The organism is Micromonospora sp. LOL_021, from assembly GCF_048060215.1.
Taxonomy (GTDB): Bacteria; Actinomycetota; Actinomycetes; order Mycobacteriales; family Micromonosporaceae; genus Micromonospora_E.
This window is the reverse complement of sequence record NZ_JBHMIN010000017.1, coordinates 22,987-41,604: the sequence shown is the minus strand read 5'-3', so window position 1 is coordinate 41,604 and position 18,618 is coordinate 22,987. Positions and strand designations below refer to the sequence as shown.

Below are 18,618 nucleotides of genomic sequence, written 5' to 3'. Positions count from 1 at the left end.
AGGGTCGGTGGCGATGTGGGTACCGGTCACCGGTGGCAGGGCGACCGGTGCCCACATCGCCCCACTTCCGCGATCAGTCGCCGCCGGCCGGTCGCCGAACATCGGCCCTGGTCGGCACCCGCTCGACGGAGCTGTCTGTCTTGTCCCGCCGGGACGGGACCGTCGCCAACGCCACCGCGACCCCGACGGCCGCCGCCCCGGCGGCCACCCAGGCGACCGTTGTCAGGCCGTCGACGAACGCGACCCGGGCCAGCCGCTCCACCTCGGTCGGCAGGTCAGCGAACCGGCCGGCCGAGGTCAGATCCCGCACCTCCGTCGCCGTCGCGTCGGCGACACCGGCCGCCCGCACCGCGTCGTCGGACAACCCGGAGCCGACCCGGCCGGCGAGCACCGCGCCGAAGACCGCGGCACCGACCGCCGTGCCGAGGGGGAAGAACGCGTTCGCCGTACCGCTGGCCATCCCCGCCTGCTGTGGCGGGACCACCGACACCGAGATGCCCATCAACGGCGCGAACAGCAGCCCCATGCCGGCCCCGATCAGCACCAGACCCGGCAGCGCTTCCAGCCAGGTCGAGTCGGCACCGACCCGGGCAACGAGCAGGTAGCCCACGCAGATGGCGACGAACCCGGTGACCACGACCGTGCGGTTTCCGTACCGGTGCTGCAGCCGCGCCACCACGAGGCTGCCGGCCACGATCGCCGCAGACAACGCGGACAGCTGCAGCCCGGCCTGCAGCGGCGAGTGACCGAGCATGCCCTGCAACCACAGCACCAGGTACGGCATGGTGCCGAACCCCACCGCCCGGGTCAGGAAACTCAGCACGCTCACCCCGGTGAAGGCCCTGATCCGGAACAACGCCAGCTGCAGCATCGGATCAGCGGCCCGCCGCTCGGTGGCGACGAACAGGACCAGGGTGACCACCGCGACACCGGCGGCGACCAGCGTGACCGGTCGCGTCCATCCGTCGTCGGCGCCGGAGATGACCGCCAGGTTGACCGCGCCGAGCAGCAGCACCCCGAGGACCGCACCGGCGAAGTCGAGCCGACGGCCCGGCTGACGGCCGGCGGCCGGCAGCCAGCGCAGCGCGCCGAACAGCACGAACGCGCCGGGCAGGAGGTTCACCAGGAAGATGGACCGCCAGCCGAGACTCGACACCAGCGCACCGCCCACCAGCGGCGCGATCGCTGCGGAGACGGCGGCGGTCGCGCTGAACACGCCCATCGCGGCGTTGCGCCGCTGCCCCGGGTAGGCGGCTGCCAGCAACGGCAAGGCGGGCGCGAAGATGAGCGCGCCACCGATGCCCTGCACCGCGCGGCCGGCGATCAGCATCTGCGGGCCGGGCGCGACGCCGCACAGCAGCGAACCGACGGTGAACAGCGCCACACCGGTGACGAAGATCCGCCGCCGGCCGAGGCGGTCCGACACCGATCCGCCGACGAGCAGCAAGGCCGCGAACAGCAGCGGGTACGCGTTGACCGTCCACTGCAGCTGCGGAAGGGTGGCCGACAGATCGGCGGCGATCGCCGCCAACGCGACGTTCACGATGGTGATGTCCATCGTGGTGATGGCGGCGGCGACGCTGACCGTGATCAGGGTGCGGCGGGCGGCCGCAGCCGAATCATGCCGTGGCAAGGACGACCACCTCCGGGGCTCCGGCGCCGGTGACGGCGGCGGCGGGCCGGCTGACCATGCCGGACTCGCGGGCGAGCTGGTCGCCGTCGATGGTGTGCCAGTCGTAGCTGTCGGTCACCTCACGCACCAACTGTCCGGCGCGGTACACCCGCCAGGTGGTGGTGAACCGCATCAGGTCGCCGCCGGCCGGGCTACCGGCGACCCACCATTCGTAGTCGTGCCGGCCGATCGAATCGCGGATCGACAGCGCCGACGGGATCTCCCGGGGCCGCCGTACCCCCATCAGCTCGATCACCACCACGCCGCCGGGGGCGAGTCGGCGCCGCAGCAGCCGCCACAACCGGATCCGCTCTGGTTCGTCGAGGTGGCCGGCGACGCCGAACACCACGGCGGCGCAGATGGTGGCCGGTAGCGGCAGGTCCGGCGCCGCAGCGTCGACCACGGTGACCCGCTGACGCAGGGTGTCGTCGGTCGCGACCCGGCTGGTCAGCACCGCCCGCATCGCGGTGGACGGCTCGATCGCCACGATCCGCGCACTCGGCAGGGCTGCGGCGATGATCTCGGTGACCCGGCCGGTGCCGGCGCCGACCTCGATGACCGGACCGGCCGACGGGTCGACACCGGCGAGCGCGGCGGCCAGGGCCGGTCCGCTGCTGGTCGCCTGTCGCGCGGCCACCATCTCGTAGAACTCGGCCACCGGCGAGTAGTAGTCACGCACCGGCTCTCCTCCGATCGAACGGGTTGGCATGGACGGTCGGAACGCGGGTGTCGGTCACGGCATGCTGGGCCAGGCCACCGGGGTGCGGGTCAGCACCGGGTCGAGCTTGCCGAGGATGGCGGAGACGACGGCGGGTCGCTGCGGCACCAGGTAGAAGTGGTCGCCGGGGAAGGTCCGCACGTCGAGCCGGCCACGGGTCAGCCGGCCCCAGCCGTACGCCTGCCGGTCGTCGAGCTCCGGATCGGCGTCGCCCCGCAACACCATGACCGGGCAGTCCAACGGCGCCGCCGGCACCGGCCGGTACGTCTCGATGAGCCGGTAGTCGTTGCGGACGTAGCCGAGCACCGCCCGGCGCAGCTCCGGATCGGCCAGCACCTCGTCGTGGGTGCCGCCGAGCCGGTTCAGTTCGGCGCAGAGGCCGTCGTCGTCGCGTCGGTGCACCTCGCCTCCGACGACGTCGCCCGGCGCGGGACGGCCGGAGACGAACAGCCACTGTGGCTGTCCGATGCCGAGTTCACGCAGCCGCTGGACCGTCTCGTACGCCACCGCCGTACCCATACTGTGACCGAAGACCAGGTAGGGCCGGTCGGCGAGGCGCGCCACGGCGTCGGCGACCGGGGTCGTCAGCGCGCTCATGTCGTCGACGGGCGGATCGGCGAACCGGTCCTCCCGCCCCGGGTACTGCACGCAGACCAGCTCGACCGACGGTGGCAGCAGCGCGTCCCAGGCGCGGAAGCTGCCGGCACCGCCGCCAGCATGCGGGAAGCAGATCAGCCGTACGGCGGCCGCCGGGCGCCGCTGGTAGCAGCGCAGCCACGGGCCGAATGTCGCGGCGTTCACCAGCTCACCCGCATCGCCTGGATGCCGAACGTCGCCGCGTCGTTGTTGAACTCGAGATCGTCGAACTCGCCGGCCAGCCGCAGATCCGGGATGCGCCGGATCAGGGTGCCGATCGCGATCTCCAACTCCAGCCGGGCCAGGTTCTGCCCGATGCACTGGTGCACCCCGTAACCGAAGGCGACGTGGTGCCGGTTGGTCCGGTCGAAATCCAGCCGCTGCGGGTCGGCGAACACCTCCGGGTCGTGGTCGGCGGCGGCGAGCAGGGCGATGATGCCGTCGCCCGCCTGGATGCGCGTCCCGTCGAGGTCGATGTCGGCGGCGGCGACGCGCAGCGGGATCGAGTCGGCGACGGACAGGATACGCAGCAGCTCCTCGACGGCCGCCGGCATCAGCTCGGGCTCGGCGCGCAGCCGGGCCAGCTGCTCCGGGTGGCGCAGCAGCAACAGGGTGCCGAGCGCGATCATGCTGGTGGTGGTCTCCCTTCCGGCGACGATGGTGATCCCGATCGTGGAGAGCAGTTCGTGCCGGGTGACCACGCCGGCCTGCAGGTGGTCGACGACCAGCTTGGACAGCAGGTCGTCACCGGGTGCCTGCTCCCGGGCGGTGATCAGCCCGTCCAGCATCCGGAACAGGCTGGCGAGGGCGGCGCTGACCTCCTCGGCGCTGCTGGTGCGTCCACCGGAGATGCGGGTCACGTCGCGGAAGAACTCGATGTCGTCGGTGGGCGCGCCGAACAGGCCCAGTACGGTCGTCGTGGAGACCGCGTTGGCGAACGCGGTGACCAGATCGACCGGCGGCCCGGCAGCGAGCATGTCGTCGACGAGCTGGTCGACGGTCTGCTGGATCGTCGGACGCATGTCGCGGATCCGCTTGACGGTGAACTCGGCCTGGAGCATGCGCCGGAAGCGGGTGTGTTCCGGTGGGTCGGTGCGGATGAACGGTCGCGATTTCGCGCCGGCTTCCTGTTCGCCGATGCCCATCGCCGGAAAGTTCGGATGCCGGATGTCGGCGCTGACCCGGGGGTCGGCCAGCAGCGCACGGACGTCGGCGTAGCGGGTGACGATCCACGGCTGTTTGCCGGTGGGCAGGGTCACCCGGGACACCGGTTCGGCGTCGCGTAGTGCGGCGTAGCGCTCCGGCGGGGCGAAGGGGCACTCCCTCGGTATCGGAAACGCCGGCGGCGTCCGGGTCGCGGTGGGAAGTGTCTCGGTCATCGGCGCGTTCCTTCCTGGTCGGTAGTGGTCCGGGGCGCCGGCACGAGTACGCCGATCGGCGGCCCGCCGGTGCCGGCCTGTGGGATGTCGTGCAGCGGCATTCCGGACTCGGCGGCGACGCCGGCGAGGGTGAGGGTGTACCAGTGGTACAGGTCGGCGACCTCGCGCACCGGCGTACCGTCCTCGGTCGACACCCGCCACGTGGTGTGCAGGCGCATCCGGTCCGGGCCGTCGGGTTCGCCGGAGAACCACCATTCGTAGCGCTGATCGCCGACCTCGACGCGGGACAGCCGGGTGGGGTCGAGCACGAGCGGCCGGTCGATGGCCATCAGTTCGACGACGATCCGTCCGCCGGGTGCCAGCCGTTCGGCCAGCCGCCGCCACAGGCGTACCCGGTCGGGCTGGTCGAGGTGGCCGGCGACTCCGCAGACCACGGCACCGCTGATGCTGTCCGGCAGATCGAGGTCCGGGGCGGGTTCGGTGCAGACGGTGATCCGGCGGCGCAGGTCGGGGTCCCGGTAGATCCGGCTGGTCAGCACGGCACGCATGCCGGTGGCCGGTTCGTGGGCGACGATCTCCAGGTCCGGGAAGGCTCGGGCGAGGGCGACGGTGACCAGGCCGGTCCCGGCACCGATCTCGACCACCGGGCCGGCGGCGGTGTCGAGGCCGGCCAGCGCCGCGACGACGGCGGGAGCGCTGCCGGTCGCGACGTGCGCGGCGGCAGCGAGGTCGAAGAACTCGGCGGTCGGCGAGTACGGCTCCGCCGCGTCGTCGCTGGCGTCGGTAGCGGTCTCCCTGGCATCGGTGCCGTCGCCGCTGGCGTCGGTAACGCTCTCGCTGGCGTCGGTGCCGTCGCCGTTGTCGTGCGGATCAGCCAGATCGGCGAGGGTGACGCGTGACGGGGTCGCCGGTCGCACCACGTCCGGCGGGCCGAGCCGGGCCGCCAGTTGCGACCAGATCCGGCAGGCGGTGATGTCGTACTGGGCCGACCGTAGCGGATCGTCGCCCCGGCGGACCGCCGCCGTGAACTCCCGCAGCGCACGCCGTACCGCCTGCGGCCAGAGCCGGTCGAAGACGTCACGCTGGGTGCCGGCGGCGGTGCCCGGCAGCGGCGCGCTGCCCGGCTGGTCGAGCTGCCCGCCGGTGAAGACCAGCCGACCGTCGGTGTCCCGGTCGGCGTGCAGCGTCGGGGTCCACAGCACCGGTCCGTGGGTGTCGGCCAGGGTCAGCGCACCGGCCCGGGTACCGAGGCTGATCCGGTGCCAGAACAGGGCGTGGTTGTCGCGGTCGGCCGGGTCGAGTTCGTGGTGCACCCGAAGGGTCAGCGGTACCCCGCCGACCTGGCCGGTGACCGACCGTAGCGAACCGACGGCGACGGCCTCGTCGACGCGCCAGGGACGCAGGCCACCAAGGGCGGCACCGAGCACGTCCACGAACGGATGGAGCACGTGCACCGGGCTCACGGCATCGACGAACACCAGCTTCTCGCGGGAACGGAGCCGGGCCGCGGCAGCGAGGAACCGACGGACCGGTTCGACGTGCCGGTAGTGGGCGTTGACCCGGTACTGCACGCCATGGTGGCGCGCAGCCCGCAGACAGTCGACGAGTTCGTCGTGGTGCACCGGGTGCTCCTGCAGCACGTGCACACCCCGGGCCAGCAACGCGCGGGCCAGGTCGGTGCCTGCTCCCCCGGAGATGGTGGAGCCGACCACGACGCAGGCGATGTCGATCTCGCCTGCGCCGATCGTGTCCAGGTTGTTGTGGTGGGGCACCCCGTACTCGTCGGCCAGTGCCCGGGAGGCGGTCCCGCCCCGGCTGAGCACGCCGGCGAGGACCAGGTCGGGTGCGAGGTCGGCGACCGCACGTAGGTAGAACCGGCCGAAGTTGGTCCCGCAGACCAGCACCCGCAGCGGCGTGCTCACAGCGTGCCCTCCTCGGTGTCGTCGGCGGTGTCGCCGTCGACCAGCCGTACCGTGAGCGGCTCCCCCGACCCCCGCAGCGCGGCGACCGTGGCCGCCGGGTCCAGCACGTCGGCGGCGAAGTGAACCCCGGGTGGAACGTCGCCGCCGAGTACCGCCACGGCGGCCAGCGCACCGACCAGCCCGGTGAGGCGGTAGCTGCTGGTGACCCGCAGAACGGCGGTCCGCTCGACGGGGACGCCGCCGCGCGTACCACCCATCGTGAAGACCATCTGGTAGTAGGGGCTGCGGCCCGCGAGGTCCAGCTCTGCGGCGCGGATCATCCGCCGGGCGAGGTCCGCCTCGTCGGCCCCGACGCTGGCGGCGGCCGGCAGCGCGGCCAGTAGCGTCCGCACCTGGGGTCCCGGGTAGACGTTGAGCCAGTCGACGTCGCGCAGCCGCAGCGCACGGGCCAGTCGGCGGGTCTCGGCGCTGAGGAACGGTTGCACCGCGACGGATCCGGCGAACTGCGGCACGGTCGCGTCCTCCGCCGGGCGCAGCGCCCGGGACCGCGCCGCCCCGCCCCGCCAGGCGGCGTTGGCCTCGCCGTACGCCGCTCCGGCCGCGCCACCGGAGCGCAGCGACAGCATCATGTCGACGGCGACCACCGGGGAGCAGTGCTCGACGCCACCGACCCAGGCGGTCAGCGTGTCGACGCCGTCGAACTCGGTGCTGGCGAGCCAGCGCGGCAGCAGGCTGGACAGGCCGGGCAGAGTGCCGGCGGACAGCACCACGGTGCGGCCGCCACCGCAAGCGCGGCCACCAGGGACGTCGCCACCAGGGACGTCGCCGGTCAGGGCCTCGTGGACCGGGTCGTCACCGGCCACGTCGACACAGTGCGCGCCGGCGGCCAGCGCCGCCGCCGCGACCGTCTCCTTCAGCTCGTACGTCGGCCCGGCACAGTTGACCACCAGCGAGGTGCCGGCGCAGAACGCGGCCAGGGCGGCCGGATCCCGTAGGTCGACCTCGACGGTGTCGACGTCGGCACCGGGCAGACCGGCGGCGACCCGCCGCACCGGTTCGACGTGCCGGGCAGCGAGGCGCAGCGGCCCGACACCGAGGCGGTGCAGGTGCGCGACGGCAACCTGACCGACCGAGCCGGAGGCACCCAGTACGCCGATCATCGGGTCACCGCCCCGTCGGTGATCTCGCTGAGCAGTTTGACCACACCCGGGGCATGCGCCACATCGATGCAGCTGAAGTGGTCACCGGGGACGTCGACGATGCGCAGGTCGCCCAGGCACAGCTCGGCCCAGTGCTGGGTGACCGCGTCCCGGCTGCCTGGGAACGGGTAGGCACCGCTGTGCCGCAGGAAGGTGATGTCGCCGGCGTACGGCTCCGGTTCGTAGCGGGTGATGGCGAACACGCTCTGCCGGAAGGTGCGGAACAGCCGCATCATGTGGTCCGGCTCGTACATGCCGGCCGAGGCGGGAACCGCCTCGCACATCCGGGCGACCCGCTGCTCGCGGGGCAGGGCGGCGAGCGCCCGGAAGGCGGCGGCGACGTCGGCGTGTTCGCCGGTCAGTTCGACGAAGCCGCCGTCACGCAGCACACCGGGGCTGCCGGCCAGGACCGCGTCGGCGGCGCGGGCCACCGCGAGTTCGTCGGCGGGGAACCCGATGTCGGCGGGCGCGATGCCCATCATCACGGCGAACGAGTACTCCGACAACAGTTCGTCGTCGAGCCGGAACCGGGGGCTGTGACTGCTGATCGCGGTCAGGGTGGCGACGTTGGCGCCGCGCTCGCTGAGGCCCCGGGCGATCTCGGTGGCGATCAGGCCGCCGAGGCAGTAGCCGACGACGTGCAGTTCACGGGCGCCGAGCTCACCGATCTCGGTCGCGTAGTCGGCCGCGATCCGGTCGATCAGGCCGGCCGGGTCGGCGTCCAGGAAGGTCGGCAGATGTGGTACCTCGACACCGATGACCGAGCTGGTGCCGGCGGATCGGCGGCGGATCTCGGTGATGAGCGCCCGGTACGGCATGATCGTGCCGGTGCCGGCGTGCACCAGTACGGTGAGCGGATCGGTGCCGGAGCCGTGCAGTCGGACCACCGGTGAGGTGCGGACCGGGCCGTCGCCCGGCGCCGATGTCTGCGGTGTGGTGACCGTGCGCAGGTAGGCGGCGAGGGCGGCGACGGTCGGTTGGCGCAGCATGTGTCGCAGCACCACCTCCCATTCGAGGGCGACCACGTCGGGGACGCGTTCCCGCAGCAGACCGACGAGGCGGGCGACGAGCAGCGAGTCGCCGCCGAGGGCGAAGAAGTCGTCGTGGCGGCCGACGTACTCGCGGTCGAGCAGTTCCGCCCAGATGGCGGCGAGGTGGCGTTCCAGCGCGTCCACCGGATCGGCGGCCACCGCGGCGGTCTGCTGGCCCTGGTCGGCGCCGGGCAGCCAGGTCCGCAGCCGGTTGCGGTCGACCTTTCCGTTGCTGGTACGGGGCAACCCGTCGACCAGCTGCCACACCGTCGGCACCATGTAGTCGGGCAGTCGGGCGGTGGTGTGCCGGACCAGGTCGGCGGTGGTCACCGGCGTCCGGTCGGTCTTGACCCGGGCGAGGAACAGCTGCTGACCGGTGGGGTGCAGCGGCTCGCCGGCCGCCGGCAGCTGGGTGACCAGCTCGGCTCCGGCCGTGGCGAGCAGCTCACGCCACTGTGGCCCGGTGAGGAACGACTGGCCGGCGGCGGCGCGCACGTCGGTGAACGGGCCGGCGATGGCCTCCAGGAACTCCATGGACACCAGCAGCGCCGGGTCGTCGTCGCGGGTCTGTTCCATGATTACCAGCCAGCCGCCGGAGGCGAGCAGGCCGGTGAGCCGCTCGATCGCGGCGGCGGCGTCCGGTGCGGTGTGCAGGTGGTTCGCGGCGATGACCACGTCGACGCTGTTCGGGGTCAGCCCTTGGGAGCGAGGGTCGTCGCGCAGGTCGAAGCGGGCGTAGCGGATCCACGGGTGGTGGACGAACTGGTCCCGGGCTTCGTTGAGGAAGAACGTCGACGGGTCGGTGAACAGGTAGTCGGGGCGGTACTCGGCCAGGGCGGGGGCGAGCAGACTGGTGGTGCCGGCGACGCCACCGCCGACCTCCAGCAGCCGCAGCGCTCCGTCGCCGTCGTGCCGTTCGGCGATGTGCCGCAGCGCCGCGACGGTCGCCTGGTGCAGGTGGGCGACGGCGAGGTTGTCGCGGTAGGCGGCGGCCATCGCGTCGGCGCGGGCACCGGGGAACAGCAGCGTACGGATGTCGGTGCTGCCGGCGATCAGCGCCGGCAGGTGTTCGACACAGCTGCGGACCGCGTCGATCAGGTCGGTGCTGTAGTCGAGCCGGCGATCGGCCTCGGCGAGTCGGCGCCAGGCATCCTTGAGGTCGTCGGACGCCGGTACGACGAGGTCGCCGTACCGGCCGTCGTCGGTGACGGTGATCCGACCGGCGCGGGTCAGCGCGGCGAGCCAGCGACGCACGATCGGCGCGGTCACCGCGGTGGCGTCCAACGCCTGGCAGACCTCGTCGGCGCTGTGCCAGGTGTCACCGGTGGCGACGTCGGCGTCGGCGAGGGTGGCGGCCATCGCGGTCAGTGCGACGTCGGCCAGCGCGGCCTGGAAGTCGGCGAGGGCCTGCGGGTCGACCCCGGTCTGCGCGGCCCGCGACGCCGCCGCCGCGACGGCACCGGCCCCGGCGGCGGCGGCCGCGGCGGCAGAGTCGGGCGGGGTGACGGCGGGTTCGACGAACGCGGCGAGCCGCTTGCCGCCGGGGTGGGCGGCGTCGACCAGCACGGCAGCGCCGGCGACACCGGGGTGGGCCTGCACGGCGGTCTCGACCTCGGCCAGTTCGATCCGGTAGCCCCGGATCTTGACCTGGTCGTCCTGGCGACCGAGGAACTCGATGGTCCCGTCGGGCCAGTAGCGGCCCAGGTCACCGGTGCGGTAGAGCCGTTCGCCGGTGCTCGGATGCCGCAGGAACCGGTCGGCGGTGCGCTGCGGGTCGTGGTAGTAGCCCAGGGCCACGCCGGCACCACCGATGTAGAGCTCGCCAGCGATCCAGTCGGGACGGTCCCGCAGCTGGGCGTCGAGCACGTGGAACGTCTGATTGGTCAGCGGCACCCCGTACGGGATGCTGGGCCGGTTGTGGTCGACGACGTCGATGGGATGCCAGATCGACCAGATCGATCCCTCGGTGGCGCCACCGAGGCTGACCACCCGCAGTCGCGGCAGCAGCTCGCGGACCGCGTCCGGCAGGGCGACCGGAATCCAGTCGCCGGAGAGCATGGCCAGCCGTAGCCCCGCTGGACGCAGATCCGGCACCGCCCGCAGGTAGTCGTGCAGCATCTGCAACTGGCCGGGCACTGAGTTCCAGATCGTGACGGCGTGGCGGTCGGCGAGGTCGGCCCAGTGCGACGGGTCGCCCCGGCGGTCCGCGTCGGGCAGCACCAGCCGGCCGCCGACGGCGAGCGGGCCGAACACGTCGTAGACCGACAGGTCGAACCCGAGGCTGGCCAGGCCGAGCACGGAGTCGTCCGCGCCGACGGCGAACCGGCGGTTGATGTCGTCGATGGTGTTGCGCGCCGCCCGGTGGCTGATCATGACGCCCTTGGGTGTCCCGGTGGACCCGGAGGTGTAGATGACGTACGCCAGGTCGTCGGGGCCAGGACGGGCGACGGCCGGGGGTCGATTCCCGGATGCCGGTCCGGTCCGCGCCGACAGCCCGTCGACGGCCACGGTGTCGACCGCGACGGCGGTCACCGAGTCGGGCAGGGCCGCGGCGTCGAGCAGCCAGGACTGGGTCAGTACGGTACGCACCTGCGCGTCGGTGAGGATGGCGTTGCGCCGGGCGGCCGGTTGCGTGACGTCGACCGGCAGGTACGCCCCACCGGCGAGCAGGGCACCGAGGACCGCGACGATCTGCTCCCAGCCCTTGTCCATCAGCACCGCGACCGGTTCGGCGGGACGTAGCCCGGCGCCGGCGAACAGGTCGGCGACGGCGGTGGCGCGGTCGAGCAGGTCGCGGTAGGTCAGCTCGTGTCCGTCGGCGACGACCGCCACCCGTTCGGGGGTGCGGTGCGCCTGGGCGACGACGTCGTCGTGCAGCAGCCCGTCGGGGAGCGGACCGTCGGTGGCGTTGACCTGCCGGCGGCGCTCGCACTGCGCGGCGGGCAACGCGACCGGGGACGGATCCCGCCACGGGCCGTCGTCGTCGGCCAGACGCTCGACGGCATCGACCCACGCGCCGAAGGCGTCGTCGGCCAGGTCGGCCGGCAGTACGTTGTCGCGCACATCCCAGGACAGGGCCAGTCCGTCGCCGCGCGGCATGACCTGGCAGTCGATCCAGACCTGCGGCGTCTGGCTGATCGCGTAGCCGACCTGGCCCCGGGCCGGCGACGGCGCGGGCGTGTCGAGGGTGCTGGTGAACACGACCGGGAGCAGTTGCCGGGTGCCGGTGCGTCGGCTCAGCTCGGCGAGGACCTCGCTGCCGGTGAACAGGCCGTGCGACAGGTCCTCCAGGAGTTGGCCGGCGACCGCCGTGGCGCGCTCGGCGAATGGAAGTGGTGCGGTGAGGTCGACGGCGAGTGGTTCGACGACGGTGAAGTCGCCGACCAACGACTCGACGGCGGGGTGCAGCGGCAGTCGCTGGAAGGTCGGGATGTTGAGCGTGAATCTCGGGTTGCGGCTCCACCTGCCGATGACCTCGGCGTAGGCGGTGAGCAGCACGGTCGAGACGCTCACCTGGTGGCGGGCCGCGCGCTCGCGCAGTGCGGTCCACAGCGGGCCGGGCAGTTGGCGTTCCCGCCGACGGAACCGGACCGGCCCGTCGGCACTGGCGTCGCCGGCCGGCAGTTCGGGGGCGGGCGGCAGCTCGTCGAGGCGGCGCAGCCAGTACTCGCGGTCGCGGCGGTACGCCGGGGTGTCGGTGATCCGACGACGGCCGATCAGGTAGTCACGGTAGGTGACGTCGATGGGATCGAGTGTGGCGCTCGGGTCGGTGTAGAGCTGGTCGAACTCGGTGACGAGTCGCTGCACGCTGGCGTAGTCCACGATGAGCAGGTCGAGGGAGAGGTGCAGGACCGCCCGGTCGTCGGTGCAAGTCACGTGCAGGGCGAACAGCGGCCAGCGGTCGGTCGGGGCGACCCGGTGGGACAGCCTGTCGCGCAGCTGGCGCAGGTGGTCGTCGATCTCGGTCACCGCGCGTCCACGCAGGTCGGTGACGCCGATCGGACAGGCCGGTGGCTGGGCGAGGACGACCTGGTAGCCGTCGCTGTGCACCACGGCGCGCAGCATGTCGTGCCGGGCGACGAGCCGGTCCCAGGTGTGCTGCACCCGGTGCGGATCCAGGTCGGGGTAGTCGTACTCGACGTAGGCGTGGCAGGCGACGCCGCCGTACTCGTAGTGGGTGCCCCGGCCGACCAGGTAGGCGGCCTGCAGGTCGGACAGCGGGAAGGGTTCGTGCCGGCCGGCCGGGTCGGCGGTGACCTGGGCGGGTGCGGTCTGCCGCAGGTGTGCGCGGATGGCCTCGCGGTGCCGACGTACGGCGTCCCGCCGTTGCTCGGTGAAGGCGCCCTTACGGGCGCGGAACCGTAGCTCGTCGCCTTCCAGCCACAGGGTCACGCCATCGGCGTCCAGCTCGGTGATCAGTTCGTCGACATCCATCGGGCTCCCGCCTCGTCGTCACGGTCTGTTCGGGCCACTCCACCCAGTGACTTGTTGAAAATGACATTCAACTGCGATAGACGTTATCTAAGCACAGTCCTGATCGACGGACCAGAAGGGACCCGGCATGAACCCCGACCACGAGGACCAACCCGCCGGTCCCGGCACGACCGTCGACCCGGGCTGGGTGGCCTGGCCGGAGACCGACGCACGGCGCTACCGTGCCGCCGGCTTCTGGACCGGTGATACCTTCGCTGACCTGCTCCGACGCTGGGCACAGCAGCACGGTGGACGGACCGCCCTGGTCGACGGGGATCGACGGTGGACGTACCGGCAGCTGGACGACGCGGCGGACCGGATCAGCGCCGGTCTGCGCCGGCTCGGGCTGCGCCGTGGCGACCGGGTCGTCCTGCAGCTGCCGAACCGGGCCGAGTTCGTCGAAATCTGGTTCGGTCTGCAGCGGCTCGGCGCGGTCCCCGTACACGCCATGCCCGGACACCGCCGCGCGGAGATCGCCCACCTGGCGGCGCTGTCGGGCGCGGCCGGCTACGTCGTCGCCGACCGGCACGCCCGGTTCGACTACCGAACCCTTGCCACCCAGGTGTACGGCGAACGCCGCACCGCCGACGAACCGTTGCGCCACGTCGTGGTGCTCGGTGACCCGGCGGACTCCGGCTTCACCAGCTACTCCGGCCTGCACGACGGCCCGCCCGAACAGCCCGCGACCGCCGACGACGACCCTCGGCCGACCGCCGCCGATCTGGCGCTGCTGCTGCTCTCCGGCGGCACCACCGGGCTGCCCAAGCTCATCCCCCGCAGCCACGACGACTACGCCTACAACGCCCGCAGCGGCGCCGAGATCTGCCGGCTCGGACCGGACGACGTCTACCTGGCCGTGCTGCCGATCGGCTTCAACTTCACCTTTGCCTGCCCCGGTGTGCTCGGCACCCTGATGGCCGGCGGCACCGTCGTCGTCGCACCCAACCCGAGCCCGGCCACCGCCTTCCGACTGATCGAACAGGAACGGGTCACCTGCACCGCACTCAACCCACCGCTGGTGCCGTACTGGTTCGCCGAGTACGCCGACAGCCGGCCCGACCTGTCCAGCCTGCGGTTCGTGCAGGTCGGCAGCGCCCGGCTGGCCGACGAGCTGGCACGGCGGTTCACCCCCACCCTCGGGGTGCCGCTGCAGCAGGTGTACGGCATGGCCGAGGGCCTGATCAACTACACCCGGCTCGACGACCCCGACGAGCTGGTCTGCACCACGCAGGGCCGCCCCGGCTCCCCGGCCGACGAGATCCGCGTGGTCGACCCCGCCGACGGGCGACCGGTACCACCGGGTGAACCCGGCGAGCTGCACACCCGTGGCCCGTACACGCTGCGCGGCTACTACCGGGCCGACGCCTCGGCGGCCGCCTCCTTCACACCCGACGGCTTCTACCGCACCGGTGACCTGGTCCGACAGCTGCCGTCCGGGCACCTCACCGTGGTCGGCCGGGTCAAGGACCAAATCAACCGGGGCGGCGAGAAGATCGCCGCGACCGAGGTGGAGGGTCACCTGCTCGCCCACCCGGCCGTCCGGCAGGCCGCGCTCGTCGGCGTACCGGACGAGCAGTGGGGTGAGGCGCCGGCGGCCGTCCTGGTCTGCGCCGGGCCGCCGCCGACGGCCGCCGAGGTGGTGGCGTTCCTGCGCGGACGCGGGCTGGCCGCGTACAAGCTGCCGGACCGCGTCGAGTGCGTCGACGCGATGCCGCTGACCGCCGTCGGCAAGATCGACAAGAAGGTGCTCGCACAACGTTTGGCGGCGACCATGGTCACCACCGGTCCGGATGCATGAACGCCACCGGCACCGGCGGCGGCGCCCCGCGGACCAGGTCAGCCACCACCTCACCGACACCGGTGGCGTGCTTGAACCCGTGCCCGCTGTCGCCCCCGGCGACGATCAGCCGGGTGTCGTCGCCCGGGCTGCCGAGCACGAACTGCCGGTCCGGGGTCATCGGGTACATGCAGACCGCGGCGCGTGACGGCACCGGATCCAGTCCGGGCAGCGCGACGCCGAGCCGGCGTACCAGCGGCGCCCAGTCGGCGGCGGTGACCTGGCGGTCGTCGCCGTCCGGACCCATCTCGCGCAGCAGCCCGCCATGGTCCTCCAGGCCGAGTTTCAGCTCGCCACCGGAGTGCACCCCGTGCCCCCACACGCAGGTGCCGTCGTCAAGTTCCCGGATGAACACCGGCACGTCGGCCAGTCCGTACCGGTCGGCGTCGGCCGGATCGCCCGGCCGGAACCAGGTGATCGGCACCCGCAGCACCCGCAACGGAATCGCCGGCAGCAGGGTCGGCAGCCAGGCCCCGGCGGCGACCACGACCCGCCCGGCCCGCAACGCACCGCCGTCGGCGGTGTGCACCAGCGCACCGCCGGCGACCAGCTCGATCCGGGTCACCCGGGTGCCGGTCAGCGCCCGCGCGCCAAGCCCGACCGCGACGCGGACCGCTGCCCGGACCGCCGCCTCCGCGGCGATCAGGCCGGCGGCCGGCTCCCACACCGCGGCGTGGTGGTCGCCGATCCCGGCGTGCCGGGGCAGCCGGTCGCGCACCTCGGCGGCGTTCCAGACCTCGACGTCGAGCCCGTGGCGACGGGCGGCGGCGACGGTGCCGGCGACCACGTGCCCGGCTCGGGGCCCGATCAGCACCCCGCCGGTCGGCTCGAACAGGTTCTCGCCAGCGGCCAGCGCCAGCTCCTGCCAGAGCTGGCCGGACCGGCGGGCCAGTGGCACCAGGTCCGGGTGTTCCAGACAGGCGGTACGGAACATCCTGGTCCCGCCGTGCGACGAGCCGAAGCCGTGGCCCGGGGTGAACTGGTCGACGCCCACCGCGTTGACGCCGGCCGCCGCCAGTTGCCACAGCGCGGCGGCACCGAACACCCCGAGACCGACGACGACGACCTCAGCGTCCGGCGAGCGCACGGCTGGCCTCACCAGAACCGTCCGATGCCTGTTCGGCACCGGAACCGTCCGGTGCCGCCGGTCCGGCGCCGGAGAAGTGCGGCGCCACCTGCTCGGCGAACAGCCGCAGCGCCCCCTGCGCGTCCGCCAGCACGGTCGCTCCCGGGTTGACCTGCAGACACACGGTCACGTCGGTGCCGAACCATTCGGCGATCGTGGCCAGCTGGTCGCGTACCTGGCCGGGGGTGCCGGCGAGGACCTTGTTGTCGGCGTGCGACCGGTCGAAGTCGTACTGCCGGACCTTGTCGATGAGCTGCTCGTACCCGGGATAGTCGGCGCTGCGCACCGTCGACCAGGAGGCTATTGCGGTGGTCATCTTGTCGATGTAGTTGAGCTCGAAGCGGCGGGCGGCGGCCAGCGCGGCGGCACCGTCCTGCGCGAGGTAGCAGGTGTACTTGATCTGCACCCGCCCCGGGCCGGGGTGGCCGGCAGCGGCCCGGGCCTGGCGGTAGGCGGCGAGCATCTCCCGCAAACCGCCAAGGCTGGTCACCGTCGGTACGACCTGCAGGTGGTATCCGGCCCGGCCGGCCTCGGCGCAGGACTCGGGGCTGGTGGTGGAGGCCACGAAGATCGGCGGGTGCGGCCGCTGGTACGGCCGGGGCAACATCGTGACCGGGCCGAACGTGACCCAGTCACCGGACCAAGACACCTCAGTCTCCGTCCACAGTCGGCGACAGATCTCGATCCCTTCGGCGAACCGGGCGCGGCTGGCGCTCATCGGCACTTCGAAGGCGGCGAACTCCTCCGGCAGGAACGCCCGACCGAAGCCGACATCGAGCCGCCCGTGGGACAGGTTGTCCAACATGGCCAGCTTGCCGGCGAGCTTGATCGGATGGGTGAAGGCGGGAACCACGGCACCGGTGGTCACCCTGATCCGCCGGGTCCGGGCGGCGACCGCCGACAGGAACGTCACCGGGTCCGGGCTGTAGCCGCCGTAGGCGGAGAAGTAGTGCTCCACCACCTGGACGTGCTCGTAGCCGAGTTCGTCGGCGAGTTCCGCCAGCGCCAGGCTCTCGTCGTACCAGTCGACCGCGCTTTTCTCATTAGGCGACAGGACCGGGAAAAACCCCACACCGAATTGCATAAGTGCCCTCCGTGGCGAATAGCCGGTAGCGCGTACAAGTGAAGTCGACCAGCACATCGGATGTCAACAAGGAGGGACACAGAAAGTCTTCCCGATCACACCCTGAAGCATTTTTCGGCACGTCCGTCAATGCTCAATTTTGCCTGCCGTAAAACGAATGCACCAAGACATCAACACTTTTGCACATCAGACTCGACGTGCTACTTTCCCGTCCACCCATCGCCATCGCAGGAGCTGCGAAACCAATGGACGATCAGGATTATCAGGTTGCCTTTCCGACGCGCGGCAGCGTGCTCGACGCCACAGAACTCGCCGCGATCACCGAATTGGTCGACTCAGGACAGACCCTGTCGGCCGGCAGCCGCCGGACGACCTTCGAACGACGGTTCGCCGACCACGTCGGTACGCGGCACGCGTTGACGGTGACCAGCGGGACCGTGGCGCTCGAACTGGCGATCCACCTGGCCGACCTCCGTCCCGGCGACGAGGTGCTGACCACGCCGCAGACCTTCTCCGCGACGATCCACCCGCTGCTGGCGCACGATGTGCGAGTGCGTTTCTGCGACGTCGACCCGGTGTCGCTCAACATCGATCCGACGGCGGTGGAGGCGGCGGTGAACGGCCGCACCGCCGCAGTGATCCTGGTCCACTACGGCGGGTATCCGGCCGACATGGGCCGCATCGTCGCGGCCGCCCGTCGGCACGGTGCCGTGGTCATCGAGGACTGCGCCCACGCACTCGGCGCGACCTGGCACGGACGGCACCCCGGCGCGTTGGGTGACATCGGGTGCTTCAGCTTCCACAACTCCAAGAACATCACGACACTGGGTGAGGGCGGAATGCTCACCTTCGACCGCGACGATTGGGTCGAGCGAATCGACCGGATCCGGTCGAACCAGCCCGATGTCGAACTCGGTCCGGCCCGCTTCCCGGAGCCGCCGCCCACTCCCCTGCTTCCCTGGATGCGGTTCTCCGAGGGAATCTACGGGCGCGACTACGCCCGCGTCAGGAGACCCGGTACGAACGCCACCATGTCCGAAGCCGCCGCTGCCGTCGGCATCGTCCAGCTCGACCGCATGGCGCGACTCACCGCCCGCCGCCGGCACATCGCCGAGCGACTCGACGAGCGCATCGGCCGCTACCCGCAGGTGCGTCTGCACCGCCCGCCGCCGGGGATCGGTCACGCGTACCACCTGTACACCTTCTTCGTGGAGGCCGGCCGGGCGACGCGTGAACACCTGGTCCGCGAGCTGGACCGCCACGGGGTGGAGGTCCAGCTGCGCTACTTCCCACTCCATCTGACCCCCGAGTGGCGGGCTCGTGGCCACCGTCGGGGTGAATGTCCGGTCGCCGAGCGGCTCTGGTTCGACGAGCAGATCAACCTGCCGTGCCATCCGGGAATCACTGACACGCAGCTCGACTACCTGATCGAGGCGGTCACCGCGGCCCTCGACACGACGCTGTCGCCGGCCGGACCGCCACCCACGGCCGTTTCCGTACCCCTGCCCGACCACACCGTGACGTCGGCCTGAGTCCGGTCA

General features: G+C 72.2%; 11 protein-coding genes. 2 read left to right on the top strand and 9 right to left on the bottom strand.

Going from position 1 to position 18,618, the window contains the following annotated elements; translation table 11 throughout:
- Positions 1 to 73 precede the first annotated feature (73 nt).
- Genes ACFHWT_RS13745 through ACFHWT_RS13715 form a run of 7 tightly spaced genes read right to left on the bottom strand, consistent with a single transcriptional unit; the run spans position 74 to position 12,991 of the window.
- Complete coding sequence (locus tag ACFHWT_RS13745) at positions 74 to 1,633, bottom strand: MFS transporter (protein ID WP_416594991.1); 1,560 nt, start codon at positions 1,631 to 1,633, stop codon at positions 74 to 76.
- Positions 1,620 to 2,351: a class I SAM-dependent methyltransferase gene (locus ACFHWT_RS13740; RefSeq protein ID WP_416594990.1), complete on the bottom strand. Its 732-nt coding sequence runs from the start codon at positions 2,349 to 2,351 to the stop codon at positions 1,620 to 1,622. The genes ACFHWT_RS13745 and ACFHWT_RS13740 overlap by 14 nt, the downstream gene beginning before the upstream one ends.
- A 54-nt stretch (positions 2,352 to 2,405) precedes the next feature.
- A complete protein-coding gene (locus ACFHWT_RS13735) occupies positions 2,406 to 3,191 on the bottom strand; it encodes a thioesterase II family protein (protein ID WP_416594989.1) in 786 nt (261 codons plus the stop codon).
- A complete protein-coding gene (locus ACFHWT_RS13730; protein ID WP_416594988.1) occupies positions 3,188 to 4,405 on the bottom strand; it encodes a cytochrome P450 in 1,218 nt (405 codons plus the stop codon). Before ACFHWT_RS13730 ends, ACFHWT_RS13735 begins: the two co-directional genes overlap by 4 nt.
- Positions 4,402 to 6,327, bottom strand: coding sequence for a Gfo/Idh/MocA family oxidoreductase (locus ACFHWT_RS13725; protein WP_416594987.1), 1,926 nt, complete (start codon positions 6,325 to 6,327; stop codon positions 4,402 to 4,404). The genes ACFHWT_RS13730 and ACFHWT_RS13725 overlap by 4 nt, the downstream gene beginning before the upstream one ends.
- Positions 6,324 to 7,487, bottom strand: coding sequence for a saccharopine dehydrogenase NADP-binding domain-containing protein (locus ACFHWT_RS13720; RefSeq protein WP_416594986.1), 1,164 nt, complete (start codon positions 7,485 to 7,487; stop codon positions 6,324 to 6,326). The genes ACFHWT_RS13725 and ACFHWT_RS13720 overlap by 4 nt, the downstream gene beginning before the upstream one ends.
- Positions 7,484 to 12,991, bottom strand: coding sequence for an amino acid adenylation domain-containing protein (locus ACFHWT_RS13715; RefSeq protein WP_416594985.1), 5,508 nt, complete (start codon positions 12,989 to 12,991; stop codon positions 7,484 to 7,486). Before ACFHWT_RS13715 ends, ACFHWT_RS13720 begins: the two co-directional genes overlap by 4 nt.
- Positions 12,992 to 13,118: 127 nt before the next feature.
- Here ACFHWT_RS13715 and ACFHWT_RS13710 point away from each other — a divergent pair, with 127 nt between their 5' ends.
- Entirely contained in the window at positions 13,119 to 14,828 is a 1,710-nt protein-coding gene (locus ACFHWT_RS13710; RefSeq protein WP_416594984.1) for a (2,3-dihydroxybenzoyl)adenylate synthase, read from the top strand.
- Here the strand turns inward: ACFHWT_RS13710 and solA are convergent.
- Together solA and ACFHWT_RS13700 are read right to left on the bottom strand one after the other, a co-directional pair.
- The gene (solA, locus tag ACFHWT_RS13705; protein ID WP_416594983.1) at positions 14,806 to 15,954 is read right to left on the bottom strand and encodes an N-methyl-L-tryptophan oxidase; all 1,149 of its coding nucleotides are present in this window, start codon (positions 15,952 to 15,954) and stop codon (positions 14,806 to 14,808) included. The two genes, ACFHWT_RS13710 and solA, sit on opposite strands and share 23 nt — an antisense overlap.
- Positions 15,935 to 17,077 (bottom strand): LLM class flavin-dependent oxidoreductase, encoded by a 1,143-nt coding sequence (locus ACFHWT_RS13700; protein ID WP_416594982.1) that lies wholly within the window; start codon positions 17,075 to 17,077, stop codon positions 15,935 to 15,937. The genes solA and ACFHWT_RS13700 overlap by 20 nt, the downstream gene beginning before the upstream one ends.
- A gap of 245 nt (positions 17,078 to 17,322) precedes the next feature.
- On the opposite strand from ACFHWT_RS13700, the gene ACFHWT_RS13695 reads away from it, so the two are divergent.
- Entirely contained in the window at positions 17,323 to 18,609 is a 1,287-nt protein-coding gene (locus tag ACFHWT_RS13695; RefSeq protein ID WP_416594981.1) for a DegT/DnrJ/EryC1/StrS family aminotransferase, read from the top strand.
- Positions 18,610 to 18,618 lie beyond the last annotated feature (9 nt).